Raw genomic sequence first — 25,756 nt, forward strand, 5'->3', positions numbered from 1 at the left:
CGGCCGGGTGGCGCGACCGCCACTGACCCGATGGAGTGCTCCGGCGAACCGAACGGCTCAACGTCGGCCGGGGGGGGCGGACGCGGCCGGACGACGCCTCCGCCCTCAGGCCCCCGGTCCCTTCGGCCTCCCCGCCGGGGAGGAGGCGGGGGCGGGGGCGGCGTCCTCGGCGTGGTAACGCAGCAGGAGTTCCCGTTCGGCGTCGCGGTGCGGGTACCTGAAGAGGATCAGCAGCGCCCCCAGGCCGATGGCGGCCAGGGCGACGGCGTACGCCCAGTCGTCGCCGTGGAGGAACGACTGGCGTGCCGCCGCGACGATCTGGTCGGCGTACTGGGGGTGCTGCCCGGCGACCTCGTCGGCGGAGGCGAACGACTTCGTCAGCTCGCTCTGGACCTGCTCCGACACCTTCCGGCTCTCGGGGGAGGCGGCGATCGCCGCGCTGAAGGCCGAGGCGTAGCCGGCGGTGAGGAGGACGCCCATGACGGACTGCATGATGGCCCCGCCCAGGTCCCGTTGCAGGTCGGCGGTGCCCGAGGCCATGCCGGCGCGGCGTACGGGCACCGATCCGGTGAGCGAGTGGGAGGCGGGGGTCCCGGCGAAGCCGGCGCCGGTGCCGATGAGGACGTAGGCGAGGCCGATCTGCCAGTAGCGGCTGTCCTCATCCCAGAACAGCAGCATCCAGGCGAAGGCGAGGAAGAGGAACGTGTAGCCGATCAACAGGGTCGCGCGGGCGCCGCGGGTCTCGACCAGCTTCGCGGAGCGCGGTGCCACGAGCACCATCAGCACGACGAGGGGGAGGATGGCGGCGCCGGCTTCGACGGGGTTGTACTCCAGCACGTTCTGGAGGTACTGCTGGCTGATGAACGCCGACCCCATCAGGGCTCCGTAGACGATGATCCCCGCGCAGGCCGCGACCCAGAACGTGCGCCGACCGGCGATGTGGAGGTCGTACAACGGGTTGGCGGCGCGGCGCTGGCGCCGGAAGAACGCCACCCCGGCCAGCGCGGCGATCACGGCGAGGCCGATGACCAGGCGCCCCTGACCGGGGACGGCGGCGAAGTTGATGGCCAGCACCAGTCCCGCGATCAGGAGGACGGACAGGACGCCGCCGAGGTTGTCCACCGGTTCGACCGACTCGTTGGCGTGCGCGGGCACGAACATGAGGGCCATGACCAGCGCTACGAGGGCGAGGGGCAGGGTGACGAGGAACACCGAGCCCCAGTAGAAGCGTTCCAGCAGGGCGCCCGCGATCACCGGGCCGAGCATGGAGATGCCGCCGCCCAGGGCCGCCCACAGCGCGATCGCCTTCGTCCGTCCCGGCCCGGCCCACAGGGCGGTGATCAGCGCCAGGGTGGTCGGGTACGCCATGCCGGCGGAGAGGCCGCCGAGGACCCGGGCCATCACGAGGACGCCGTCGCTCGGCGCGTACGCGGCGAGCAGGCAGGCGGGGACGGACAGGGCGATGCCGAGGAGCAGCAGCAGCTTGCGCCCGTGGCGGTCGCCGATCGCGCCCAGGTAGAGCACGGACGCGGCCAGGCCGAGGGAGTAGCCGACGGCGACCAGGTTCAGGGAGGTCTGGGAGGAGTCGAACGCCTTCCCGATCGCGGGCAGCGCCACGTTGGCCACGGACAGGTTCAGGTTGGCCACCGCGGCGACGGTGATCAGGGACGCCAGGACGAGCGACGGCCGGGCCGGGGCCTCGCTCGGGACGTCGGTGCGGGGCGTGCCGCTGGTCGCCATGGAACCTCCGGGGCGGGATGTGGGCCTGGCGGGAGCCTTGCCTGGTCCACCGTGCCCCACTTCGCACCCTTTGGGATGGTCGACCCACCGTCACCGGCGCGTACTCGATGCCCCTGCGCGGCGGGGGCGGGCGGCGTAGCGTGCGAGGCATGAGCGAGGTCGCGCACGCCAAGGGTCCGAAGGTTCCGCCGAGTTTCCCTCCGAAGACGCCTCCGCCGCAGAAGCGGCCCGTGGAGGCGCCGCGCCCCAGGCCGTCGACGTAGCGTTCGGCTGTTCGCGCGCTCGGCTCCGGGTCGGGCCCGCGCGGGCCCGCTCTTCGAGATCCTGTACAGTTGTCCAGGAAATATACGGATGAGAGCTGGACCCCCGGAGGCGGCCATGCACACGACGGCGCAGATACTCATCGGCCTCGTGGCCGCGCTGCACGCGTACTTCCTGGTGCTGGAGATGTTCCTGTGGCAGCGGCCGCCGGGACGACGCCTGTCGGGGTTCGACGCGGAGACCGCCCGCGTCACCGCGACGCTCGCGGCCAACCAGGGCCTCTACAACGGCTTCCTGGCCGCCGGGCTGGTCTGGGCGCTGGTGATCGACTCGCTCGCCACCCAGATCTTCTTCCTGGCCTGCGTGATCATCGCCGGGGTGTACGGGGCCGCGACCGCCAACCGCCGCATCCTGTTCGTCCAGGCCCTGCCGGCGGCGCTCGCCCTCGCCTCGGCACTGGCGGCTTCGTGAGCCCGGGCCGGGAGCGGGCCCCGGACCCCCGCACGGCGCGGACCCGGCAGCGGCTGCGCGAGAGCCTGCTCGCCGAGTGCGCCACGACCGCGCTCGCGGAGGTCAGCGTCTCGGCGGTGGTACGGCGGGCGGGGGTCGGCCGCGCCACCTTCTACCTGCACTACGAGGACCTCACCGCGCTCGCGGTGGACGCCTGCGCGGACGTGGTGCGCGCGGCGGTCGACGCCCTGCACGCCTGGCAGACCGGCCCGGCCGCGCGACCGCCGAGGCAACCTCCCGCCGCGCTGGCCGGATTCCTGGCGCAGGCGGCGGCGCGGGCACCGCTGTACGGCGTACTGCTGCTGCCCGGCGGCCTCGGGCCCCTGGGCGAACGCCTCCACCACGAGCTCCGGGAGCGCGCCCGCGCCGAACGCGAGGCCGCCGGCGCCCCGCACCCCGAACTCGTCGCCTCGGCGGTGGCCGCCGCCTTCACCGGGGTCCTCGCGGACTGGCTGCACGGCACCGTCCCGATGGACCCAGACGCACTCGCCGAACAGCTGTGGCTGCTGCTGATGGGGCTGCACCGGGCGGTGTGACGAGGAACCGGCCGGGCGCCGGCCGGGCGCCGGCGAGGCCTCAGCCGGCGGAGAGCCGGCCGGTGTTCGGTCGGCCGCCGGTGTGCGGCCCGCCGGTGTGCGGCGTACGGGCGTAGCCGTCGGCCGGCGTGGGCAGCGCCTCGACGCACGCCGTCGAGCAGGCGTTGACCAGCAGGGGCAGCACGTCGGCGCCCGACGTCCTGAGGGAGATCCAGACCCGGTGGAGGTCCGCCCCCTGGAGGGGCCGGTCGCAGACGCTGCACGTGCGGATCGCCGTGGCACCCCACACCTCGGGGTCGAGGTCTTCGGGGTCGACCCCTCGGAGGCCGGCCTCCGTCTCGCCCGACAGCGACGGGAACGGGGGCCGCCGCTTGGGGTTGCCGTAGAGGGCACGGGTGCTGACCGTGCTGCGGCTCAGGTCGAGGCACCGGGTGAGCTCGTACGGGAACCAGTGCAGGCGGTAGGAGGTGTACGGGGTGAACTCCTCCAGGCTCTTCATCGCGCCGATCTCCGGCGGGACGCGCACCAGGTTGCTCCCGTACAGCACGAGGTGTCGCACCGAGGTCAGCTTCGCGATGGTCGCCGGGAGCGTGACGACCTGCCGCCGCTCCCGCGCCGTGAGTTCCACCAGCGGCTTGAAGACCTCCCGCCCGTCGGCCGCCGCCTCCTCGACCAGCTCCAGGAGGCGGATCCATCCGGGCGCGGTGGTGTCCTGACGTTCCGGATGGAAGCGGGTCGGCCCCTGCGCCCCGGAGCCGTGCTCGATGCACCCGCAGCGATCCCGCGACGACTCCCCGCCGCCGGGCCCGACGGCATCGGCCCAACGGTTCGAGAACACCTGCGGATTCGATTCGTTACCCATCGGTACACACTAGACGTGGCAGAGACGGGACATCAGACGATATCGAGCCCGCACAGGGCGAAAATCGCTTGCCGGTTCGAAACGCCCGTTCCATGGTTGCGATCGGCCACCAGGCCGGGACGCCACCCACACGCGGAAGGTACACACCCCCGATGCGCACGCTTCACGTCGTCACCCATCCCGAGGCGACGCATCACGTCGAGGGGATCGTCGGCGGCTGGCACGAATCACGCCTGACGTCCGTCGGCGTACGTGCGGCGGCCTCCATCGCGCGGGCACTGCGGGCCCGGATCCCGGACGGCACCGAGCTTGAGCTGTACTCCTCGGACCTGCGGCGCACCCGGGAGACGGCGGATCGGGTGGCCGAGGTGTTCGGCGTCGAGCCGGTCCTGGACCGCAGGCTGCGGGAGAAGTCCTACGGCGAAGCGGAAGGGATGCCGCAGGAGTGGCTCGACCGGCGCTTCGTCCCGCCCCCGGCCGTCGGGGAGCGCATGGACCACGACGAGGGCGTGCGGGGCGCCGAGACCAAGGAGGTGTGGGCGCGACGCGTCTACGCGGCCATGGACGAGATCCTGCGCAGCCCCTGCGAGCACCAGATCATCGTCACGCACGGCGGCACCCTGACCTGTGTCGTGGCGTCCTGGATCAGGATGCCGATCGAGTCGGCCGGCTACGCCTCCTTCCGGGCACCCTCCGGCAGCATCACCACGCTCCGCGAGGACGACTTCTTCCACAACCGCCAGGTCGTCACCCTCGGCGACACCCGCCACCTCTCCCCCGACGCCTGACCTCGACTCCGGACGTGGGGTGGGGGCCGTACCGGGGTGGTCACGGGTGAGGGCACGGGTGGGGCACGGTCGTGCGGCCGCCCCGGCCTCGCCTCGGCGGCGAGGGGGCGGCCGCGAGGCGGATCACGGCCGGGTGGGGGTGACGAGCGTGTAGCGAGGAGTCCCGTCCGGGGCGGGCGACAGGGTGTGGCTGTCGAGGAGGGTGTCGGAGTGCCGGTGGGGCAGGTGGGCCGCGAGGTAGGCGTCCTCCGCGGGCATCCACTCGTCTTCCCAGGTCGTGCGAGCCTCCTCTCCGTCGCGTTCCAGCCCCCGGTTCAGACGCACGTCGCGGGGAGCCTGGCAGTGGATGGTGTGCGTGTAGGCGTGGCGGAGATCGGCGTGGAGCGCATGGACACCCTCCACGATCAGAGGGGTGAGGGGCGCCAGTTCGGTCCAGTCCCCGAGGCGGTCGTTGTCCCAGTCGTAGCGTTGGTAGCGCGTCGGCAGGCCGGCGATGGCGGGTCGCAGGACCTGGCGGTCGAGGCGGGCGAGGTCGAAGTTGGCGGCGACGGCGTCTGCGTCGGAGCGGGCGGGGCGATCGGCGGAGGGAAGGTAGAAGTCGTCGATGTGCACGATCACCGGATCCGGCAGGTGTACGGCGAGGAGAGCGGCCAGTGTGCTCTTCCCCGTACCGCCCGGGCCGTCGATGCCCACGAGCACCGGTCGGTCGCGCTCGGCGGCTCCGGTCTCGATGGTCTTGGCCAACGCCTCGATGTCACAGGGGATTTCGGGCATGAATCTCGCTCCTCGTCATGCGGTGCACAATGCCGCGGGATCGCGGCGGATCCATGATCGAAGGTAGCGGTGGAGGGTCAGCCTTCATGCCCGCCCGAAATCTGCTGCGGGCTCCCAGGCGGGCCATGATGTCGGCCATGAGCCTGCGCACGGTGCGCACCGCCACCGCGGGGTGACCGGGCCGGACGGCCTCGACCGTCGACGCTTGACCTCAAGTTTGGTTGACGTACGAAGGTCGTGTCATCGAACGGCGACGGCCCGGCGGGTGGTCTACCTGTCGTCCGCCGGGGTCGGGAAGGGCAAGGAGACGGAGGCGCCCGGCGAGGCGATCACCCTGTTCCACACGGAGTTGGAGCGGCTGATCGAGGCGTCGGGCCTGGAGTGGACGGCGCTGCGGCCCACCGGGTTCGCGAGCAACACGCTGGGCTGGGCGGACGGCGTCCGCGCCTCCGGTGCCGTACGGGCGCCGCTGGCGGGGCTGGCCCGCCCGCTGATCCACGAGGCGGACATCGCCGCGGTCGCGGTGCGTGCGCTGACGACCGACGCCCTGCTCGGTGCCCGCCCCGTGCTCACCGGTCCCGAACGCGTCACCCAGGAACGTCAGGTGGCCCTGATCGGCGAGGCGATCGGGCGACCGCTGCGCTTCGAGGAGCTCACGCTGGAGGAGGCCGTCGAGGAGATGAGGGCGGCGGGCTATCCGGCGGAGCTGGTGGAGGCCGTACTGCCGGCCCAGGCGTCGATGCTCGACGATCCGGAGCCCGTGAGCGACGAGGTCGAGCGCATCACGGGCACCGCGGCCCGGTCCTTCCGGGAGTGGGCGGTGGACCACGCCGCGGACTTCCGCTGACCTGGACGGACGCCTTCGGGGCCGGGTGTGCGGTGTCACGTGTCGACGTGCGAGGCTTCGGGCCATGGCACCTTCGACAGTCCGCGGACTCCCGCTGCCCGTCCCGCTGACATCCCTCATCGACCGCGGCCTGTGGCGACACCCCGGCGACGCGGCCATGGCGCAGGTCGTTCCGTGGTTCGAGGACCCCCTCGCCTTCGTGCGGGACCCGGAGCAGATGACGTTCGCGTCCCGGTCGATGGACCTGATCGCCGACGATCCGCACTCCACGTACTTTCGCCAGGCGCGCGGGAGCGCGAGCGCCGTCCCGCTCGAACTGCCCTGGCTGGACGTCGAACAGGCCGTTCTGATCGCCTGCACCCGCAACCCCGGCGACGACGGCGCCCTGGCGCTCGACTACCGCACCGACCCCGCCGATCCCCGCGTCGTCGGCAGCGACTACCGGACGGATCCCCGGATGTGCCGGTGGCGGATCGTGACGCCCACGTTCTCGGACTTCGTCGCGCGCCTGGGCCTGTAGGGGCTGCCCGCGCTTCCGCGCTCCCCCGTCCCGTCAGTCGCGGCGGGAGAGCGGAGTACGCAGTTCCGTGCGCAGCCGCTCCGACGTGTCCAGGGGCAGCCCGAAGCGGGCGTGGCGCAGTTCCTTCGCGCGTGCGGCGATGAGGTCGAGGTCGCGAAGCTGCCGCTTCAGCTCGTCGATCAGGGCGCTGTCGGTGTCCAGGGGGTCTCCGTCTTCGAGCCCGAGGCCGGCGATGTGTTCGAGGTGCCGATCGTCGACGGCCCGCCGGCCGGCCCAGACCGCGAAGTCGGCGCAGCCGAAGACGTAGGCGCGCGCGGCGTGGAGGGTCGCGGCGGCGGCGGGTTCGTAGGCGTCCTCGGGTCCTGCCAGGCGGTCGACGTGGCAGTACGCGCTGAGCATGAACTCCGCCAGGCCGCGGTTGACGGCGACGTACGCCTCCGGATCGCCGAGGACGCCCTCCCACACCGTGTCCAGGAGCGGGCGCAGGCCCAGCGTGAAGGCCGCCCGTTCGCCCTCGGGCAGGGCTTCGTGCCAGCCCATCAGCCGCTCGGCGACGCCCGCGGCGAAGACGCCGCGTTCGCCGGGCGACGCCGCATCCACGCGCGCGTCCAGCCGCGCCGTCAGGTCCTGCCACGTGTCCATGCGAGCCCCTCCCCGGGCGACGGCATTCGAAGCGCTCCCCCGGTCCGCCTGCCCGGTGGAGGTCGTACGCAGCTTCTCCGTCGCCCGCGCCGTGACGCCTTCCACCAGGGCGGTGTCGTCACCGGCGGTCCCGGCGAAGGTGATGGTCAAGGTGGCCGTCCCGACGCGGATGACGACCTCGTCGAAGCGCTTGCCGGCCAGGTGCATCCGGATCCCGTGGGAATCGTCGCCGCGTGGCGGAGTGCTCCACGCCGCGTACTCCACCGTCCACGACTCGACCTTCGCCCCGGAACACCGCTGCTGGAGCTGCCTCACCTGCTCGACCTGCCGCTGCGCGCCCTCGACGTCGGCGTACGCCTGAACGACGACGCCGACCGTCGATTGGCCCGTGGCCTGCCTCATGGTCCGGCTGACCGTTGCCGTGGACCGCGGAGCACGCAAGGAGGCGGCGACCACCTCGTCGCAGGCGGTGTCCCCGTCCACGCCGTGAATGCCCTGGTCGCCCTCCTCGACGTCCGGCGACAGGTCCTCGCTCGTCGTCGTCCAGGTCCCGGACAGGTCCGACGGGCCGATCAAGGCCGAGATCGTCTGGCTGTCCGTCAGCGGACGGGGCGCCGGCGGGGCGGACGAGGCCCGCGGGCGGGCGTCGGCGGAAGTGGCGGCCCCGCCGCTCGGCGGCGCGCCCCGGTCCTGCGCGTCCGGTCCGCAGCCCGTGACGCAGAACGCGAGCAAGGGCAGCAACCCCGCGACCGTGGTGACCGCCCGCCGACTGCGCCCCCGCATGACCCGACCCCTCTCACCTGACATGTAACAGACACTCCGCCCTGAACCTAGCCCAGCGCGCGCTCCTGGTGCACGGCCGGGTCCGGCAGCACGTCCGCGCCTCCGGGCCCGACGCCGCTCCCCCGCCGCTGTGGCGACGCGGGGGCGTGCGGGCCCGGAGGGCGACGGCCGCGTGGCGCGGCCGCCGCGGGGAGGTGTGGTGTTACTTGCCGGCGGCGGCGGTGACGCCCGCGAGCCCGCCCGGGAGTTCCTTCCACGCCGTGAACGTGCCGGGGCCGCTCACGAGGATCGAGCCGGAGACCTTGCCCGAGGCGCCGACCGTGTAGACGTGGACGTTCTTCCCGGACGCGATGCTGGTCACCCGGCTGAGGCCGGTGCCGCCGGCGTCGGTCCAGGTGTTGTTCCAGCGGCCGGCGTCGTAGTTGCCGTACTGGAGCCACAGTCCGCCGGCGCCGCCGATGATCTGGAGTTCGACGTTGTTGCCGACGAGGCCGGCGGCGATGTCCTTGGCGTCCGCGGCACCACCGGGGAGTTCGCCCCAGCCGGTCCACGAGCCGTTCTGCGTGTTGAGGTCCCGCCCGTAGACGCGGCCGTCGGCGACGGCGTAGAGGCGTACGGTGGTTCCCGCCGCGACGCTGGTGACGTTGGTCAGGCCGGAGGCGTCGACCTGGTTCCAGGTGTTGTTCCACCGGCCGGCGTTGTAGTCCCCGACCTGCGTGTACAGCGAACCGTCCGCGCCGGCGATCTGGAGGTGCACCACGTTGTTCAGGATCGAGGCCGCGATGTCGCGCGTGCCCGCCGCGCCGCCGGGGATCTCACCCCACGGAGACCACTGGTTCGTACGGGTGTCCAGGTCGCGGCCGTACACCCGACCGCCGGCGATGCCGTAGTACCGGACGTGGTGCTCGGCGGCGACGCTGGTTACACGTGAGATGTCCTGGCCCTCGACCTTGCCCCACCGGCCGCCGTAGGAACCGGTGTTCAGGTCGCCCTGCTGGCTCCAGAGCGTGCCCTGGCCGCCCGCGGCCAGGGTGACCCTGGTCGGCGCCGCGATGGCGACGGCGCTGACGTCGGCCGCGCCCCCGAGGCCGCCGGGGACCTCCTTCCACGCGGACCAGGTGCCGGGGCCGCTCTGCAGCGTGGCGTTGAGGACCTTGCCGGAGGCGCCGACGGCGTAGACGTTGACGTTCTTTCCGACGGGGCTGCTGCTCAGGCGGGTGAGGTCGCTACCGCCCCCGCGGGTCCAGGCGTCGTTCCAGTAGCCGGTGTCGTAGTTGCCGTACTGCGTCCAGACCGCGCCGTCGCCGCCGATGATCTGCAGTTCGACGTTGTTGCCGACCAGGCCGGCGGCGATGTCCTTGACGTCCGCGGCCCCGCCCGGGAGCTGGCCCCAGCCGGTCCACGAGCCGTTCTGCGTGTTGAGGTCCCGCCCGTACACGCGGCCGTCGGCGACGGCGTAGAGGCGTACGGTGGTTCCCGCCGCGACGCTGGTGACGTTCGTCAGGCCGGAGGCGCCGACCTGGTTCCAGGTGTTGTTCCACCGGCCGGCGTTGTAGTCCCCGACCTGCGTGTACAGCGAACCGTCCGCGCCGGCGATCTGGAGGTGCACCACGTTGCCCACGACCGAGGCCGCGATGTCGCGCGTACCGGCCGCGCCGCCGGGGACCTCACCCCACGGAGACCACTGGTTCGTACGGGTGTTGAGGTCCCGACTGTAGACGCGGCCGCCGGCGATGCCGAAGGCGCGCACGTACTCGCCCGAGCGCACGCTGGTTACACGTGAGATGTCCTGGCCCTCGACCTTGCTCCAGGACTGCCCGTACTCGCCGTAGCCCAGGTCCCCGGACTGCGACCACATCGTTCCGCCGCCGGCGGCCAGGAGCGAGACCTGGGAACCGTTGCGCGGCCCGGTGACTCGGTCGATCCAGTCGCCGACGTTGTCGGTGCGCGCGGACACCGCTCCGGTACGGGTCTCGACCTGGCCGAGGCAGCCGCCCTGCCAGGAGCGGCTGTTGATCGCGACGAGTTCGCCCGCGGCGTTCAGGAGCGGGCCGCCGGTGTCCCCCTTGCAGATGGCGTCCGTCCCCTTGCCGGTGATGGCCAGGGTGGTGGCGTCGCTGCCGTTCGTGGTGAACGCGCCGGTGTGCGCCTTGTCCGGCACCCACTCGGTCTTCGTACGGCCGAACCCGACGGCGGTCAGTTCCCCACCGACCGCGGGGGCGGCGGTGGCACGCTTGACGGGGGTGATGTCGGTGACGGGGGTGGCCAGGCGGGCGAGGACCAGGTCGCGGTCGGCGGCGCTCGCGGAGACCTCGACGATCTCGCGGGTCTGGCCGCCGCTGAAGGTGGCGGTCGTCTTGAGGGCGGGCGGCCCGGCCGTGACGGCGTCGCCGGGCTTTGCCGCCAGGCATGCTGCGGCGGTCAGGACCCAGCGGGAGTTGACCAGCGTCGCGGTGCAGGCACGGCTGTCGACCTCGTGACCGATGCTCAGCTTCGCGGTGTACGCGTACTGGTCGGCGGGAGCTTCGGGGCCGGTCAGTGCCTGGGCGGATCCGGACGAGATCAGGGCCCCGGCGACCGCGGTGGCGGTGACGAGCAGGCCGGTCATCCGCAGCGCGCGCGGACGGGTGTCAGGCATGGGGTTCCTTCGTGAGGGATTCCGGGTCGGTGCCCGGTGTTCGCTTGTGTTTTCGGGCATGACGGACACCGGGCACCACTGGGGTGGGAAGGCGCGGCGGCGGTGCCGCCGAAGCAGGGGCTCGGGTCAGGCCCTGGGGCGTGAGGGTGCCGGTGGTGTCATGCCGGAGGTCGAGGGGGCGGTGGTTTCGGCCCGGTCGGGGGCGGCGTCGGCGACGGGAGGAAGGGGTGAAGGCCTCCGACCGCGACGGCCACACTCATGGGGAATGACCGTATGACCGTTGGCGCGGCGTCATTGGGGCCCTTTCAGACGGACGACAGAGCGCAGAGAGCTCTGCGTGGTTGTCATCGAGGCGATAACACTCGGCGCAAGATAGCCGGCTGATCTGTCGGTTCGTCAACTTGCAAAAAAGTGTGAGATTTCGCCCTGAATGCCGCACATCAGGCGCCATGCCGGGAGGATTTCTCTCGCACGGAAAGCCCTGGAGGAAGGGGAACGAAACACTCCAGCAAGGCCCTCACCTGCAAGGTTGATGCCGTGACGGCGGATCGGCGATGCACGGTTCGGAAAACTGTCCGGGAATTGATTCGAAATAAACTCTGGTTGATTCCGAATCGGGGAGTGGCTACGATCGCCAGTGAAGGACAGCGGCCGACAACTGCGGGCGCCGGACGACGAGACGAGTGGGCCAGGGATGTCGAGGAGACGCGCCGCACAGGCCCCACCGCACATCCCGGCGGGGCCGGGGTCGCCGGCGACGCCGTTCGACCACGTGCGTCGAACGCCCTCAGCTCAACACGAGTTCGCCCAGCTCCTCCAGCCAGTACCTCACCCGGTGCCACCGGGTGCAGAACCGCTTCGGACGCCCCCAGCGGCGCTCGTCGAGCGGTCGCCTGCACTGCCTGCACTGCCTGACTCGTGTTACCCGATCCCCCATGACCACGACCCTAGCCGCGGTTCTTCCCCGCCCCACGAGAGCCGGGCCGGCTGTGGAGGAACGGTTACACGTGCGGACACGGACCGCCGGACCGACTCCACCCACTACACCCCGCGGGGGCTCCCCCTGATCCACCGCTTCCACATCACCCCCGAGGTCCGCGCGGGGCTCGCCGGGCAGGAGCCGGACGAGCTTCCCGACGGCGGCCCCGCCCTGGCTGCCCTGAGTCACCCCCGCGCCGCCGTCACGGACGCCGCCCTGGAGGCCGTCACCGACGCGAACCACACCTGGGTGTGATCCCGAACGCTCCAGGGCGCTCCCGAGCGCTCCCGAGCGGTCCGGGGCCATGGAGAGCCGTCCCTGGGGATTCCCAGGGAGACAGCGGGCCGCCGCGAGCGCGCCCAGGGGCTGTTCCGTCCTCTTGGACCCTGGGGAAAAGCGCAGCTCAGGGGCACTTTCGAACACCACAGGGACCGAAGGGACCGAACGGTCCGACTCAGGCCACCGTCTCGCTGGCCGTGAGGCCCCGCTGGGAGCGGGGCGTCTTGAGGCCGACCTTGCGGGGCTCGATGGTGCGCGGGTCGACGGCCTCTCCCGGAGCGCCCTCCCGGTAGAGGCCGTTCGGTTCGGCGTCCCGGTCGTGCGGGAGGAGGTAGAAGACGCGCCGCTTCTGCAGGCCGCTGTCGGGGTCCGCCTCCGCCGTGTCGCCCAGCTCCGTGAAGCCGATCATGCGGCCGTCACGGTAGTAGCGGGGCTTGCCCCGGCGGCGGGGGGTCTTGTCGAGGGCCTGGCGTACGTAATCGAGTTCGTCGGGGTCCTCCAGCCACACCACTTTGTCCTCGTGGGCGAGATCGCTCGGTTCGAGTAGCGAGCTCATGGCTTTCGTCCCTCCTCGGTCTTGCGTTCCTGTCCGGTCGGGCAGGTGGCCCCGTGCTCGGCAGGTTGCCGTGGTCCGGCTATGGCGTGCCGGGCTTGGGTCATGGTTTCTTCCGTCCATCGTAGGGGGCTGGGATTGCTGCGGACAGTACGCCGGGGTCGGTTCACGCGCGGGCTGCTCCGTTCGCCCCGCCCGAGGGGCTCTCCTCGGCGAGGAGGGCGAGGCCCGGATAGAACTTCTGACCGTTGGAGCGGAGCATCTCGCTCGGCGAGGAGATGCCCGCCTCGGCGCGGATCCGGGTGGCGAAGGCACGGGTCGTCGCCGGGCGCAGCCCCTCCCCCTCCTGGCACCAGTTGCTGTAAGCACGGTAGAGGGCGCCCTGCTCGACGCGCAGGTCGCAGGGCTCGTCCAGGTCTGCGGTCGTGGTGCAGCATTCGGCGAGGAAGCGGCCGATGTGGTCCTCGGTGGTGGCGTAGGCCTGGGTGGCGGTGCGTACGACCGTGGGTCCGCCGAGGGAGGGCTTGGTCGCGAGGTAGGCCATGGCGCCCTGGACCATCCACTGGAGGATGCCGGGGCCCTCGTCGGCGACGAGTTCCTCCGCGAGGTTGTCGATCTTGCGGTGGTCGGGGACGACCTTGTCGAACGGGATGAGGCGGATGCGGCGCCAGAAGGCGTGGCCGCCGGTGCCGACCTCGGGGCGGTGGTTGCCGAGCAGCCACAGCTTGTGGGTGGGTTCGAAGCTGAAGAAGTCCTGACGCATGCGGCGCGCCTTGAGGCGGTCGCCGCCGGTGAGGAGCTTGACGCGGGCCTCGTCGAACTTGTCGTGGGGCTTGAGCTCGCTGCACACGAACAGCCGGCGGCCGTGGAGTTCGGTCAGCTCGGTGGAGTGCTCGTTGAACTTGCCGCGCTCCATGAGGAAGCCGGGCGGGGCGACGTCGGCGTAGTCGCCCAGGATCTTGATGACCACGTCCATGAGGGCGGACTTGCCGTTGGCGCCGATGCCGTAGAGGAAGGGCAGCACCTGGCCGCCGACGTCGCCGGTGATGGAGTAGCCGAGGAGCAGGTGCAGGAAGTTGATCATCTCCCTGCCCTTGTCGTCGTCGCCGAACGTCTCGGTGAGGAAGCGCGCGAAGCGGGGCGTGGGCATGGCCTCGGGGGCCACGTAGGTGGCGCGGGAGTGCAGGTCGCGCCGGGGGTCGGGCTTGCGCAGGTCGCCGGTGCGCAGGTCGACGACGCCGGCGGGGGTGCACAGGGCGTACTTGTCGCCGTCGAGGGTGTCGGGGTCCAGGGCGAGTTCGGGCGAGGCCTTGGCCTGGGCGAGCATCGCCTTGACCCCGGAGGTGGACATGGCCCGCTTGCGGTGCTGGTTGAGTTCCCGGTCGGTGAACATGCCGCGCGGGTCGTGCAGCGGCATGTCCTCGGCCATGTCGCCCGCGGCCCAGATGGCGGCCTTCTCGCCACCGGTGCGCTTCCAGCGGTACTCGTCCCACACGTACCAGCCCAGGCCCTCGACGTGCCGGAAGCGGTGGTTGTGCAGGTGGGCGAAGAGCTTGGCGTTGCCCCGGTCGGTGAGGTTGCCCAACAGGCCCGACTGGACGAAGTCGCCCGGCCGGAACCCGGCGCCTACGGCGCCCTGCTGGGCGGGCAACTGTGGTGCGGCGGGCGGAGCGGCTTCGGCGTTGAAGACGGCGAGCTGCTCGGCCGCGGCGTGCGCGTCGAACCCGTTGCTGCCTGCGCTGCTCATGAACGTCCCTTGGGGTGGATCGGGCGGGTGCCGCCGGCGCGGAGTGCGGAGTCGATGACGAGTCGGTTTCTGCGGCTCTGCCGGGGGCGTGCCGCGTCGGCGGCCGCGGTCAGCAGGCCGGCGCATTCGGCTTGTGTGATGTGTCCGGCCGCGGCGAGGCCTCCGGCGGTGAACGCGGCTCGGTTGAGCTTCTCGGTGAACGCCGTCCCGGAGGGGGTGGTGGCGCAGCCGCGCACCTCGTCGAGGAGGGGACGCAGGATCCGGTGCGCTTCCGTGCCGTCCTGCGGGGCGGTGCGGGACGGCACCGCCCCGGGGCTGCGTGTCGGCGCGGTGCTCGGGGTATGGGTGTGGGTAGGGCCGGTGTGGCCTGTGTGGCCGGTACGGATGAGTTCGGCGCTCAGCCACAGGGGCAGGGCGGCGGGTGTGCGGGCGCCGGGGAGCGCCTCGTAGGTCCCCGCGCCGGTCCGGGTCCCGGGCGCGACGATGTAGCCGCCGGTGGCCCGTACGTCGACCTGCCAGGCGAGGGCCACGCGGGGGCTGGAGCCGCTGGAGGAGCGGTACGCGGGTCCCCCGCGCGGGACCTGGTACCAGACGTGCAGTCCGCCCGAGGGGGTCCGTACGCGCAGGGTCGTGGTGTCGTCGGCCGGGTTCGGCTGCGAGCGGCAGGCGGCGAGGAGGGCGAGGGTGTCGAATCCCGAGGCCAGGCCTGACAGGTCGACACGGTCGTCTATCCGGATGCCGGGGAGCAGTCGTTGCCGGTCGGGAAGGGTGGGCGCGTGGGCGTCGATGTCGATGACGACGAGGCCGGCGGGACCGCAGGAGACGGCTACGCCGAACTCCGGCTCCTGGCGCCACCAGTCCTCGACGACGGTGGGGTCGGTGGTCGCGGCGTGAAAGCCGTGGCACCAGCGGCCCTGGGCGAAGCAGGGACAGTTCTGGGGCTCGTGGGGTGGAGCGGGCGGACGGCAGGCGGGGCAGTTGGCCGGAGGGGTCTTCAGGCCGGTCGCCAGCGGGTGCACCGGGTAGCCGTGTGCCGCGAACCAGCGCGCCACTCCCGGGTGCCGCGCGGCCGCGGCGGGGGTGGTGGCCTGGGCCTGGTTGCCGGAATGGGCTGGCACGTTCTGCTTCCTCGACAGGTTGCCTGGGTGTCGCGTTGCTGGGTGTACTACCCGGCCCCTGGCCCCGGCTCCTGGACTGAGGGACTGAAGGGACCGAAGTTTCGGTATTGCGGAGCCTAGCGCAGCTCTTCACCGGAACTCTGCAGGTCGGTGGCCCCCTAGTCACTTTTCAGTCCCTTGAGTCCCTTGAGTCCACTGTTGAGTTGGCGCTCTGCGCAGAACATCCCGATTTGGCCGGATAGGAAATCCCGGGCGTGGCGCGCCGTCCACGACTCCGGTCCCTTCCCGTCAGAAGGCAGGGACTGTTCGGCCCCTGGGGGGCTGTCAGGTTTCGGACCCTGCTGTCCCCCTCCCTCCCGCTCCACCCGGAACCAGGGTCCGGACCCTCCTTCGGACCCTTTCGGTCCCTGTCCCTTCAGTCACTGACAAACCTGCTGGTCAGGGGCTTGCTCGTCGTTTTCCAGGGACTGAAGGGACTCAATTTCCTAGTTATGACGTAACCAGAGCACAAGGCTTACATACGCCCGCGCATACACGCACGCACACGAAGAGTGGAAATAGGAAAACTGAGTCCCTTGAGTCCCTCGTTTGCCTGAGAAAACGCTCTGACCTGCATCTTTGTACAGGGACTGAACAGTGAGGGACCGAAGGGTCCCTCACAGACCCTGGACCCTGGACCCTGAGGAGGCGCTGCGGGGGTCGAAAACGCTTCAGTCCCTGGAGGGAGGAGAGGGACCGAACGGGCAGGGACCGGAGCGGAACAGGGACGGGAGGGAGGGGGACCGAGGTTCCCGCTCGGGAGTTGTCCGAGAGTCGGAGCCGTTGTCAGTGCCGGCCGATACCCTGCGAGCGACCTACGACCGACCGAGCGGACGACACGATGACGAGCACTCCCCGACCGACGAAGGAAGCGATACTCGACGCGCTTCCCGAACTCGTTCCGTACGCGCGGGAGGCAAACCTGCTCCATCCCGAGCGGGCCGAAGCGGACCGGCGGAACAGCTCGATCGGTGGTCCCCTGCTGTGGCCGCGTGACGAACCGTGGCCCGAGTGCTCCCTGCCCGACGAGAGCGGTTTCCCGGGCGGCCCCTCCGTGGCCATGGTTCCGGTGGCCCAGATCCACCGTACGGACGCGCCCGGTCCCTGGTGGCCGCCCGGCATCGACCTGCTCCAGATCCTCTGGTGTCCCAACGCACACTGGGATCCTCGGCGCGGACAGGCCGACCTCAGCCCGGTGCTCGAAGTGCGCTGGCGCCGGGCTGCGGACGTGACCGAGGTACTGATGGAGCCGCCGGCACCCTCGCGATACGACGAGGACGGCTACCTGCCCTGCGCGTGTTCCCTCGCCGTCGAACCCGTGACCGACTTCCCCTTCCGCGAGGAGCTACCTGCCGAACTCCGCCCGAGGCTCGAAGAGCTGGTGCGCGAGACCGGTGACGGGGGCGACGCCGTCACCCGCCTCGCCGGCTTGAAGCTCGGTGGCTGGCCCACCTGGCACCTGACGCACCCCACGGCCTTCTCCTGCGATGCCTGCGGTACGGAGATGACGCTCCTGTTCACGGTGGCGAGCGACGGGGAGACGGGCGTCGTCGTCGGTCGCCATGGCGAGCTGCGCCTCTTCACCTGCCCCACCGACCACCGCCACCCGTTCCAGGTGGACCTGCACTGATCGGGACCGAGAGGCACTCCGGTCCCTGGAGACCGTTCGAAGAAAGAGCAGGTCAGAAAGGAGGGGGCGAGGGGGCAGGGACTGAAGGGACCGAACTTTCCAAATAGGGTGTACAGGACACCGGAAAATTTTCCATATCCGAAGTTGAGTCGCTTCAGTCGCTTCGGTCCCTGATGCGTCCCTCATCCGTCCCTGATGAGCCGCTGAACGACCAGGCGATCAGGTGCCCTCGGGCGGACGGCACAGGTCGCCGGTGTCGGCCCCGGCCGCATCGCGGTGCGAAGGGTTCCACAGCCGATCGGCCTCACCGCGGATGACGTGCTCCTCATAGAGCCGTACCTTGCCCCGCATGACGTGCAGGGTCTCCTGAAGTCCCCGGATCTGTGTTTCCACCTGGGCGACGTGCCGGCGCAGCAGCTCCAGCCGTTCGGGTTCGTTGCCGGGGCCGTGCCGTACGAGGTCGATGTACTGCCGGATCATCGCCAGCGACATGCCGGAGGAGCGCAGCTTGGTGCAGATCGCCAGCCACTCCAGATCCTCCTCGTGATAGATCCGGCGGCCGTTGGACAGACGGCGCACCGGGTTGGCGAACAGTCCCTCCCGTTCGTAGAACCGCAGGGCGTGGACACTCAGCCCGCTGCGTTCCGCCACCTCGCCGATGCTCAGGTCCATCAACGACTCCCCTCCCCTGGCTCTTGATCTAGACCGGACTCTAGCTCTTAGCGTCGAGTCACAGCCCAATCGGCCAGTCGGGCCAATCGGGTCATCGAAGGTGGGGGAAACATGAGCGTCTGGTTTGTCACCGGTGCATCGCGCGGGCTCGGAGCGGAGATCACCCGTGAGGCACTGGAGCGAGGGCACGCGGTGATCGCCACGGCCAGGGACGCCGCGGCTGTGACCGAGGCCTACCCGGAGAAGCCGAGCGGATTGCTGGCGGTGCGCGCGGACGTGACCGATCCGCAGGCGTTGGAGGCCGCGGTGGAAGCCGGCCTGGCGGAGTTCGGACGGATCGACGTCGTGGCCAACAACGCCGGATACGGACTCGTGGGCGCGATCGAGGAGACCTCCGACGAAGCCGCTCGCGCCCTCTTCGACGTCAACGTGTTCGGCGTGCTCAACACGTTGCGCGCGACCCTGCCGACCCTGCGCGCCCAACGCTCCGGGCACGTGGTGAACATCGGCTCCGTGGGCGGCTTCGCCACCGCCCCGGCCGTGGGCCTGTACGGCGCGTCGAAGTTCGCCCTGGAAGGCATCTCCGAGGCACTGCACGGCGAACTGGCCCCGCTGGGCGTCCACGTCACGATCGTCGAGCCGGGTGGATTCCGTACGGACTTCCTGGGCGGTTCCAGCATCCGGGTCGAACCGGCCGCCATCGCCGACTACACCACCGGCGCGGGGCCGGTGCGCGAAGCCTTGGCCGCGAACGACGGCCGCCAGCCGGGCGACCCGAGGAAGGCGGCCAAGGCCATCGTCGACGTCACCGAGGTCGTCGGTCCGCCGCTGCGCCTGCAGTTGGGCGCGGACGCGGTCGAGCGCGTCGAGGCGAAGCTGGACCTGGTACGGAGCGAACTCGACCGCTGGCGCCACGTCGCGCTCTCCACCGCTCACTGAGGACCGCCGCCCGCTTGCGCGACGGCGCCGGTGACTGCGCCGTCGCCGGCGCCGGTTCGAGGGCCGGGCCACTCCCCCAGCGACGGCTCCCCCACCGATGGCTCCGCCGAGGACGGCCCGTTCCTCGACGGCTCCACTCCCCCGGGTCGGTGGGGTGCTAACCGCGTTAGCACCCTGGGGTCCGGAACCCCGGGGCCCCGGACGTGCGAGAGCCCGTGCAGTGGGGTCACTGCACGGGCTCTCGCACGGTGCGGGTCGGCTAGTCGTTGCCGTGGGCGGCCAGGAGGCGTTCCAGGAGGACTTCGCGCTGCGCCGTGTCCATCCGCTCGAAGATGAGGTCGGCGACCTTGTGGCCGTCGTCCCACGGTGCCTGCGTCTGCGGCTGTGTTCGGGGCTGCGCCTGGGGGGCGGCCGGCTGGGGAACGGGCGTGGGCTCCGTGAAGGGGCTCGCGGTGTCCGGGGCCGGCGAAGCCACGGGCGCGGGAGTGGGCGTCGGCGCGGGTGCCGGGGGCGGGGCGAGGTGGGTCGGGGCGGGCGGGGTGCTAACCGCGTTAGCACCCTTGGCCGGCTGGGTCTGCTTGCGCTCCTTGGTCCGCGCCCGCTTCTCCAGGGCCTCCTCGGCCGCTTCCTGCTGTTGCTGCGCCGGCAGCTGGCCGACGTTCCGCGCGATCGCCACCGGCAGGCTGCGGTCCTCGACCGCCGCCTGGAGCTCGGGGGTCAGCTTCAGCAGGGCGATGCGCTGGGTCACCCACGGGCTGGACTTGCCCAGGGCGCGCGCGACGGCACGCTGCGATCCGTGGACGGCGACGAGGCGCTCCAGGGCCTTCGCCTCGTCCAGCGGATCCAGGCCCTCGTGCTGCACGGCCGCGGTGAGGGCGGTCTCCAGGAGGGTGTCGGCGCTCTCGGCGAGGGAGTCGTCGACGTGGACCGGGACGTCGTCCAGGCCGGCGAGGCGTGCGGCGGCCAGCCGCCTGTTGCCGTCCACGACGACGAACGCGGCGCGGCCGAGGTCCGACTGTCCGGGGTGGGCCTCCAGGAACGCCATCCTGGTGACGATCGTCAGCGGCTGGATGATGCCCCGCGAGGCCACGCTGTCGGCGAGGTCCTCGACGGAACGGAGCTCCACGCGCGGGTTGTACGGGTTGTGCGCCAGGCCCTCGACCGGCACGCGCAGGGTCTCCTGCCGACCGACGACGGCCGGCTCGGTGCCCTGTCCCGAGAACCGGGCGAAGCTCGCGGCCCGGCTGCTCATCGGCTGGGCGACCGCGTCGAATGTGGGGGAGTCCCCCAGCATGTCCGCCTTGCTCATTCCGTGGTCACCCCCCGCGCGATCTTCCGCATCTGATGCGACTGCTCACTGTCGGGGGCGTAGTCCAGCAGCGCGTGTTGCTTGCGCACGGCCTCCCGCTGCTCCTTGACGTCCGGGATCACCGCCAGGACCGGGGGAGTGCCGAGGGAGTTCCACTTCTCCAGCGAGGACGTCGCGATGAAGCCGCGCCGGCTGTCGTACTTGTTGACGACCAGGCCGAGCTGCTCGATGGAGATGTCGAAGTCCCGGCACAGGGAGTCGATCTGCTGGAGCAGCATGCCGTACGCCTGGGCGGAGGTGTCCTCGGCCTCGACGGGGATGACCAGACCGGAGGTGCGCGGCTTCTCGCTCTCGCGCTGCCGGCCGTAGTACAGGGCCGCGTCCATCGCCAGGCCGAGGCTCGGGGGGGAGTCCACGACGATCGCGTCGAAGTGCTCCTCCAGCGGGGCGAGGGCCCGCTCCAGTGCGGCGTGCCGGGGACCGCGGAACATGGTGAGGCCGGAGTCGAGGAGGAAGGCCTCGAACGCGGCGGGCAGGATCCGCAGACGGCCGCCGAAGCGGTCACCCCCTATGACCACGGTCAGGTCGAGGAGGGGCTTCTTCGCCTGCTCGCGGTGGAGCATGTGCGTGATGAGGCTCTCCTCGCCGGCCGGGATCGCCGTCAGGCCGAGCTGGTGGGAGAGGTGGCCCTGGGGGTCGTAGTCGACGAGGAGGACCCGCAGACCGTTCGCGGCCGCGGTCGCCGCCGCTTCGAGGGCGTCCGGCACCTCGGCGAGGGCCTGCGCGAGCCCGGCGGAGATGGCGGTCTTGCCGACGCCGCCCTTCTGGTTGCAGACGATGATGCGCCGGGTGACGTTCTCGTCGCGGGCCGGGTTGTCGACCAGCCAGAGCGCGACCGACTGCGCGAGTCCCTGGATGTAGGAGACGCCGCGGTCGCGGCAGTCCGCCTTGAACTCCTCGTAGAGGCCTTCGGGCAGGTACGTGCCGAACGACTCGGCGCCCGCCGTGTTGAGTTCGGGGAGGGTGTCGGCGCAGTCGCGCCACGCCTGGATGCCGGCGGCGACGGCGTCCTGCATGTCGATCTGGAGCTGCGCCGCGCGGACCTTGAGTGCTTGCTGGAGGTGCGGGGGGAGCTTGGATACCAGCTTTTCCCGCTCACCTCCCGAGGTCGGAGATGCCATGTACGGCAGCATACTGCCGTGACGATGCTTCAAGATGGCGCACTGGCAGTGTTTCTTCACTTTTCTCGCGTTAGTACGTGCCCAAACTACTAACGGCAGCAGTTCCCTCGGGGGTGCTAACGCGGTTAGCACCCCCGCGAGGAGAGGGAGCGCGGGCACGCGCCGGGCATCCTGATGGGGAAGGGTCGGGGTGCTAACGCGGTTAGCACCCCGGCGCGTTCACCACCGGGTCGGCGTCGGTGAAGGTGCCCGACCAGACCGGTACGAAGGGCTCGCGCACGCGGTGCTGGAGGAGCGCCAGGGCTTCCTCGACGCGGCCGAGTTCGATGAGGTGGCCGGCCAGGGGAGTCCGGTGGGTGGCGGCGTGCGGCTCCAGGACGGCGACGGCCTCCTCGGTACGACCGGCCTTGGCCAGCAGGTCGGCGATGAGCGAGGCCGCCCTCCGGGTGTCGCCCTCAAGGTGCGGACGTACGAGCTCGATCGCTTCGTCGAGCAGGCCGCAGGTGGCCATCAGTCGCAGTCGTAGCCTCAGCCGCAGCATGTCTTCCTCCCCGCCGGTGGGGTGCTCCGTGACGGTGTCGAGGTAGGCCAGGCCGTCGAGGGCCCGGCCGTGGTCGGCGTACAGGGTGCAGAGCGCGTGGACGACGCAGTCGTCGTGGGCGTCGGACCCGCTGCCGTCGGACTGCGCGAGGGAGCGCATCACCTCGATCGCCTCGTCATGCCGGCCCTGTCGGGCGAGGAGGTCGGCCACGTCCCTCGCCGAGTCGTCCGACTGCCGGTACACGGCGAGCGCACCGGCCACGTCGCCGCGTTCCTCCAGCAGTTCGGCGAGGCGCCGTAGCGCGTGCCCATGGGGTTCCGAGGCGGCGTACGCGCGCAGTTCCTCCGTCCGGGCCTGCTCGGCCAGGAGGTCGGCCGGCCGGTCGCGGCCGCTGACGGAGGTGATCTGTCGGGTACGCAGCAGAGCGATCGCCTCGTCGACGCGGCCTTGGCGTTCACGGATCGTGGCCAGCAGGCCGATGGCGGTGTCGGGGTCGAGGCCACGACAGCACCAGGGGTCCTCGCAGCGGTGCCCGACGGGGATGCGCGCGACGAGCAGCAGGGCGATCTCCTCGTCGCGGCCCGCCCCGGCGGAGAGTTCGACCAGTGCGGAGGCGAGGCCCGAATCCTCGATGCCGGCGCTCAGCAGCGTCACCGCTTCGTCCCGACGCCCGTGCCGGGCCAGCAGGCGCGCGAGCAGTTCCAGCTTGAAACCCCCGCCCCTGGCGTGCGGCCGGGCCAGCGCGATCGCCTCCTCCGCCCGGCCCCAGTCCTCCAGCAGTTCCACCTGGGCCCGGACGGCCGTCCACCAGCCCGTGGCGGCGTACGGATCGAGGACCTCCAACGCCTCCTCGTGCCGCCCCCGCTCGCCGAGCAGCCGGGCCCACTCCAGCGCGCAGAACCACTCCGCCCGGCCGGCCTGCCGTGCCACCTCCTCCTCGTGGCCGAGGTCGAGGAGCCGGGAGACGAGGTGCGGGGGGACGCAGCCGGAGAGGGTTCGAGTGCGGCGATCAAGGTCGGAAGCGTCCATGGCAGCGCACTCTAGTCGGACGCACGAGAGCGATCCGTGGTGAGGCCAACTATTGGCGGTTGTGGTGGGGGTCGCGGTTGTGGGGTGGGTGGGGGAGCGGACCGGAAGCGGTGCCGCGATGATGTGCGGGTGTTCTACGCAGATCTCAGCGACTACGACTACCGGGACGAGGACGAGTTCACGGACCGCGAGTCGGGCTTCTACGCGCTCTGGTACCGCCCGGCCTACACCCGCCTGAACGTCGGTTGGCTGGAGGCCGGCAAACCGTACTCGACAGGGGCGGTGTCCCCGGAGTTCCTGGAGAAGCTGAAGGCCGTTCAGGAGGTCCAGTGGATGAACGTCTGCCTCGGCCTCCACGAGTGCGACCTGTGCCCGGCGGACGAGGCTCCGGAAGGGACGGGGGAGGTACGGATTCCGGGCGGGCCCGGAATCGCCTACGCCGCTCCGTTCCTCATCACGCACTACGTCACCGCCCACGGCTATCGGCCGCCGCAGTCCTTCATCGACGCCGTACTTGCCGTCGACCTCGACGCGTGGGCCGCCACACGGTGGCCCGACATCCCCTTTCCCTGGGTACCGGACGACGCGGAACGCCTGCTGGAGTAGCGGCGAGCGTCGTCCGCCGGAACCCAGCCGGAAGACCCGGCCGGAGAACGGCCCGGGCACTGTCCGGCGGATCATGTGAGTGTCGGAATTCTGGCTCGTTGTTCCCGGCGTGGGGCGGGGTGATCTGACGAATACCGAGTGGGGCCGGCTGGAGCCGTAGGGCCTACGTCTTCCATGGCGCCGTCGCCGTCGCCGTCGCCGTCGCCGCGATCCGGCTCTGGCTCGGCCCGTGACATGCGCCCTGCATCTGGGTACGCCCAGAACCGCTTGGCCGCCGGGCAGCGTTGTCTCGTACAGTGCCGAAGGTATGACGGCACTTTCATCCTTCACCTTCGTGCGCCACATCGACGGGCTTCGTTACCACTTCGAACGCGACGGCGAGCACAATGACCGTCCTGCCTACCGTCGAACGGACGGGAACGTGCGGTGTGTTTGGTCGCCGACCGACGGCTGGCACTGCGAGATCGCTGACGGCCTCGTCACCGCCCATCCCCTCAATAGCCACGCTGACGAACCCGAACCCCCGGCCACCGTCTGGCGCAGCTTCAAAGGCGATCGCTCCTACCTCTACGACCTCCGGACCCATGACCCCGAAGCATGAGCCGCCGGACAGTGCCTAGCCGTCGAGGTAGCGGTGCCTGATGTCGCCCGGTGCGATGGAGAGTCGGCCTTCGCGGACCTGCCACTCGGCGGTGCCGTCGGATTCGTGCGTGGCGAGGAACAACCCCGTGACGCGGTCGCCGTCTTCGTCGGAGGCCGGGATCCGCGCGATCTCTCCGATCTGGTCGAGGAGCCAGTCGACGGCCGGCGCTCTGATGTCGGCTCCGTAGAAGAGGTAGTGCGTCCAGTTGATGTGCCGGGCGGGGGCGGCCCACCCGTGGGAGTAGAGGTCGTCCTGATGGGAGGCGATGATCTCCCGGGCGGCGGCCAGTTGCCGTTCGTCGCACTCCAACCATCCCCTGACCGACACGTACACACCCACGGGCGCGTTCCCTTCCTTCGTAGTGGTCGCGGGCCGGCTCACGACGATTCGGTGTCGGGGTGGGCCGGCCGCGGTTCCATTCTCAGGGGGGCGGTGTGATCAGGGGCGCCGGTCAGCGGTGCCGGCGGTGTTGGCGGTGCCGGCGGCGTCAGCGGCGCTTCGCGCACAGGGCCGCGTCCACGGCTCCCTGAAGGTGGCGCAGGCTCTCGCCCTCGGCCGCCCAGGTCGTGGTGTAGACCGTCACGGTGCCGCGGCCCGCCGTGGCCCGGCCCCCGCCGACCGAGTTGCCGGGCAGGTCGCCGCCGTGCCCCCAGTAGACGCCGCCGCAGCTGAGCGGGATGGAGGCGATGCCGTAACCGTACTGGCTGCCCGCCGGGTAGACGTCGCGGCCACCGATCGCGGTGGTGTCCCGCGTCATCTGCTTCACCGCCCAGTCGGGGAGGATGCGCCCGCCGAACAGGCCGTCCCAGAAGGCGTTGAGGTCCTTGGGGGTGGAGACGAGGCCGCCGGACGCGCCGAACTCGTACCCGGGAAGCTCGGTCACGTCCACGCGGCCCGCCTCCGGGGCGGCGGGGTGGACGCCGTAGTTGCGGGCGTGCGGTCCGCGCAGGGACATCTCGCCAGGCGCGGGCCAGTACGTGTCGTCCAGGCGCAGCGGGCGCAGGATGGTGCGCTCGACGTACGTGCGGAAGCCGACCCCCGACGCCTTGTCGATCACCATGCCGAGCGCCAGGTAGTTGGTGTTGGAGTACCCCCAGTCGGTTCCGGGCTCGAAGAGGGCTTCTCCTTGAGGGCGAGGGCGAGGTACTCCTCGGAGGTTCCGGCACGGGTCCAGTCGACCAGGCCGGTGTACTCCGGGAGTCCACTGGTCTGCTTGAGCAACTGGCGGACGGTGATGTCGCGTTCGGCGAGCTGCGGCACGTAGCGGCCGGCGCGGTCGTCGAGGCGTACGCGTCCGTCCGCCACCAGGCGCATCACGGCCGCCGCGGTGAACGCCTTGGTGTTGCTGGCCAACCGGATCCGACCCTGAGCGTCGACCATGGGGCGGCCCGAATCCCTGTCCGCGACACCGGCGGTGCGCGTCGTCCTGCCGTCGTAGGCCAAGGCGCCCGGGACGTCGTCGCGGTTGACGAGCAGGTCCAACTGCCGCTGTACGGGGTCGACCGGGCGGGCGGCCGCCACGGGAGCGAGTGCCCCGATGGTGGTGGCGGCGAGTAGGACCGTGGCGGCTATGCGCTTGCGGTACATGAG

General features: G+C 71.2%; 22 protein-coding genes and 1 pseudogene. 9 read left to right on the forward strand and 14 right to left on the reverse strand.

The annotated features are described in order from the left end of the window. Positions 1–105 precede the first annotated feature (105 nt). Entirely contained in the window at positions 106–1,740 is a 1,635-nt protein-coding gene (locus ACZ6ZI_RS34785) for an MFS transporter (protein WP_469527862.1), read from the reverse strand. Between the two features lie 378 nt (positions 1,741–2,118). Here ACZ6ZI_RS34785 and ACZ6ZI_RS34790 point away from each other — a divergent pair, with 378 nt between their 5' ends. Then, entirely contained in the window at positions 2,119–2,472 is a 354-nt protein-coding gene (locus ACZ6ZI_RS34790) for a DUF1304 domain-containing protein (RefSeq protein ID WP_469528067.1), read from the forward strand. Further along, entirely contained in the window at positions 2,469–3,047 is a 579-nt protein-coding gene (locus tag ACZ6ZI_RS34795; RefSeq protein ID WP_469527865.1) for a TetR/AcrR family transcriptional regulator, read from the forward strand. Before ACZ6ZI_RS34790 ends, ACZ6ZI_RS34795 begins: the two co-directional genes overlap by 4 nt. A 40-nt stretch (positions 3,048–3,087) precedes the next feature. Here ACZ6ZI_RS34795 and ACZ6ZI_RS34800 read toward each other — a convergent pair whose 3' ends face one another. Continuing rightward, positions 3,088–3,909, reverse strand: coding sequence for a leucine-rich repeat domain-containing protein (locus ACZ6ZI_RS34800; protein ID WP_469527867.1), 822 nt, complete (start codon positions 3,907–3,909; stop codon positions 3,088–3,090). Positions 3,910–4,061: 152 nt separating this feature from the next. Between ACZ6ZI_RS34800 and ACZ6ZI_RS34805 the strand changes: the two genes are divergently transcribed. Next, a complete protein-coding gene (locus tag ACZ6ZI_RS34805; RefSeq protein ID WP_469527869.1) occupies positions 4,062–4,697 on the forward strand; it encodes a histidine phosphatase family protein in 636 nt (211 codons plus the stop codon). Between the two features lie 123 nt (positions 4,698–4,820). On the opposite strand, the gene ACZ6ZI_RS34810 is transcribed toward ACZ6ZI_RS34805, so the two are convergent. After that, positions 4,821–5,471, reverse strand: coding sequence for a uridine kinase family protein (locus ACZ6ZI_RS34810; RefSeq protein WP_469527872.1), 651 nt, complete (start codon positions 5,469–5,471; stop codon positions 4,821–4,823). Positions 5,472–5,643: 172 nt separating this feature from the next. Here ACZ6ZI_RS34810 and ACZ6ZI_RS34815 point away from each other — a divergent pair, with 172 nt between their 5' ends. Further along, the gene (locus tag ACZ6ZI_RS34815; RefSeq protein ID WP_469527875.1) at positions 5,644–6,318 is read left to right on the forward strand and encodes an NAD(P)H-binding protein; all 675 of its coding nucleotides are present in this window, start codon (positions 5,644–5,646) and stop codon (positions 6,316–6,318) included. Positions 6,319–6,382: 64 nt separating this feature from the next. Beyond that, on the forward strand, positions 6,383–6,838 hold the full coding sequence (locus tag ACZ6ZI_RS34820; protein WP_469527877.1) for a hypothetical protein: 456 nt from the start codon (positions 6,383–6,385) through the stop codon (positions 6,836–6,838). Positions 6,839–6,871: 33 nt separating this feature from the next. On the opposite strand, the gene ACZ6ZI_RS34825 is transcribed toward ACZ6ZI_RS34820, so the two are convergent. The 5 genes from ACZ6ZI_RS34825 to ACZ6ZI_RS34845 all read right to left on the reverse strand — a co-directional run bounded on the left by ACZ6ZI_RS34825 (position 6,872) and on the right by ACZ6ZI_RS34845 (position 15,511). Continuing rightward, positions 6,872–8,263 (reverse strand): hypothetical protein, encoded by a 1,392-nt coding sequence (locus ACZ6ZI_RS34825; protein WP_469527880.1) that lies wholly within the window; start codon positions 8,261–8,263, stop codon positions 6,872–6,874. Between the two features lie 202 nt (positions 8,264–8,465). After that, on the reverse strand, positions 8,466–10,901 hold the full coding sequence (locus tag ACZ6ZI_RS34830) for a trypsin-like serine protease (RefSeq protein WP_469527882.1): 2,436 nt from the start codon (positions 10,899–10,901) through the stop codon (positions 8,466–8,468). Positions 10,902–12,334: 1,433 nt separating this feature from the next. After that, complete coding sequence (locus ACZ6ZI_RS34835) at positions 12,335–12,715, reverse strand: DUF6009 family protein (RefSeq protein ID WP_363058894.1); 381 nt, start codon at positions 12,713–12,715, stop codon at positions 12,335–12,337. Positions 12,716–12,878: 163 nt separating this feature from the next. Next, complete coding sequence (locus tag ACZ6ZI_RS34840; protein WP_469527883.1) at positions 12,879–14,459, reverse strand: DNA primase family protein; 1,581 nt, start codon at positions 14,457–14,459, stop codon at positions 12,879–12,881. Beyond that, positions 14,456–15,511, reverse strand: a complete 1,056-nt coding sequence (locus ACZ6ZI_RS34845; protein ID WP_469528070.1) for a bifunctional DNA primase/polymerase — start codon at positions 15,509–15,511, stop codon at positions 14,456–14,458. The genes ACZ6ZI_RS34840 and ACZ6ZI_RS34845 overlap by 4 nt, the downstream gene beginning before the upstream one ends. 946 nt (positions 15,512–16,457) lie before the next feature. Here ACZ6ZI_RS34845 and ACZ6ZI_RS34850 point away from each other — a divergent pair. Continuing rightward, a complete protein-coding gene (locus ACZ6ZI_RS34850) occupies positions 16,458–17,246 on the forward strand; it encodes a YwqG family protein (RefSeq protein WP_469527886.1) in 789 nt (262 codons plus the stop codon). Positions 17,247–17,465: 219 nt separating this feature from the next. On the opposite strand, the gene ACZ6ZI_RS34855 is transcribed toward ACZ6ZI_RS34850, so the two are convergent. Then, positions 17,466–17,918 carry a MerR family transcriptional regulator gene (locus tag ACZ6ZI_RS34855; protein ID WP_469527889.1) on the reverse strand — a complete coding sequence of 151 codons (453 nt, stop codon included), beginning with the start codon at positions 17,916–17,918 and terminating at the stop codon, positions 17,466–17,468. Between the two features lie 111 nt (positions 17,919–18,029). On the opposite strand from ACZ6ZI_RS34855, the gene ACZ6ZI_RS34860 reads away from it, so the two are divergent. Beyond that, a complete protein-coding gene (locus ACZ6ZI_RS34860) occupies positions 18,030–18,857 on the forward strand; it encodes an oxidoreductase (RefSeq protein WP_469527892.1) in 828 nt (275 codons plus the stop codon). A 259-nt stretch (positions 18,858–19,116) separates the two neighbouring features. Here the strand turns inward: ACZ6ZI_RS34860 and ACZ6ZI_RS34865 are convergent, their stop codons facing one another. The 3 genes from ACZ6ZI_RS34865 to ACZ6ZI_RS34875 form a co-directional block, all read right to left on the reverse strand. Then, positions 19,117–20,166 carry a ParB/RepB/Spo0J family partition protein gene (locus tag ACZ6ZI_RS34865; protein ID WP_469527893.1) on the reverse strand — a complete coding sequence of 350 codons (1,050 nt, stop codon included), beginning with the start codon at positions 20,164–20,166 and terminating at the stop codon, positions 19,117–19,119. Then, positions 20,163–21,347: a ParA family protein gene (locus ACZ6ZI_RS34870; RefSeq protein ID WP_363058881.1), complete on the reverse strand. Its 1,185-nt coding sequence runs from the start codon at positions 21,345–21,347 to the stop codon at positions 20,163–20,165. The genes ACZ6ZI_RS34865 and ACZ6ZI_RS34870 overlap by 4 nt, the downstream gene beginning before the upstream one ends. 202 nt (positions 21,348–21,549) lie before the next feature. Further along, a complete protein-coding gene (locus tag ACZ6ZI_RS34875) occupies positions 21,550–22,917 on the reverse strand; it encodes a tetratricopeptide repeat protein (RefSeq protein WP_469527896.1) in 1,368 nt (455 codons plus the stop codon). 129 nt (positions 22,918–23,046) lie between these two features. Between ACZ6ZI_RS34875 and ACZ6ZI_RS34880 the strand changes: the two genes are divergently transcribed. After that, positions 23,047–23,523, forward strand: a complete 477-nt coding sequence (locus tag ACZ6ZI_RS34880; protein ID WP_469527898.1) for a DUF7919 family protein — start codon at positions 23,047–23,049, stop codon at positions 23,521–23,523. A gap of 307 nt (positions 23,524–23,830) precedes the next feature. Beyond that, positions 23,831–24,124 (forward strand): PH domain-containing protein, encoded by a 294-nt coding sequence (locus ACZ6ZI_RS34885; protein ID WP_469527901.1) that lies wholly within the window; start codon positions 23,831–23,833, stop codon positions 24,122–24,124. A 15-nt stretch (positions 24,125–24,139) separates the two neighbouring features. On the opposite strand, the gene ACZ6ZI_RS34890 is transcribed toward ACZ6ZI_RS34885, so the two are convergent. Further along, positions 24,140–24,505, reverse strand: a complete 366-nt coding sequence (locus ACZ6ZI_RS34890) for a hypothetical protein (RefSeq protein ID WP_469527903.1) — start codon at positions 24,503–24,505, stop codon at positions 24,140–24,142. A 148-nt stretch (positions 24,506–24,653) separates the two neighbouring features. Beyond that, positions 24,654–25,753: pseudogene (locus ACZ6ZI_RS34895) on the reverse strand (serine hydrolase domain-containing protein). Between the last annotated feature and the right edge of the window lie 3 nt (positions 25,754–25,756).

Source organism: Streptomyces sp. NPDC103540 (assembly GCF_055584445.1).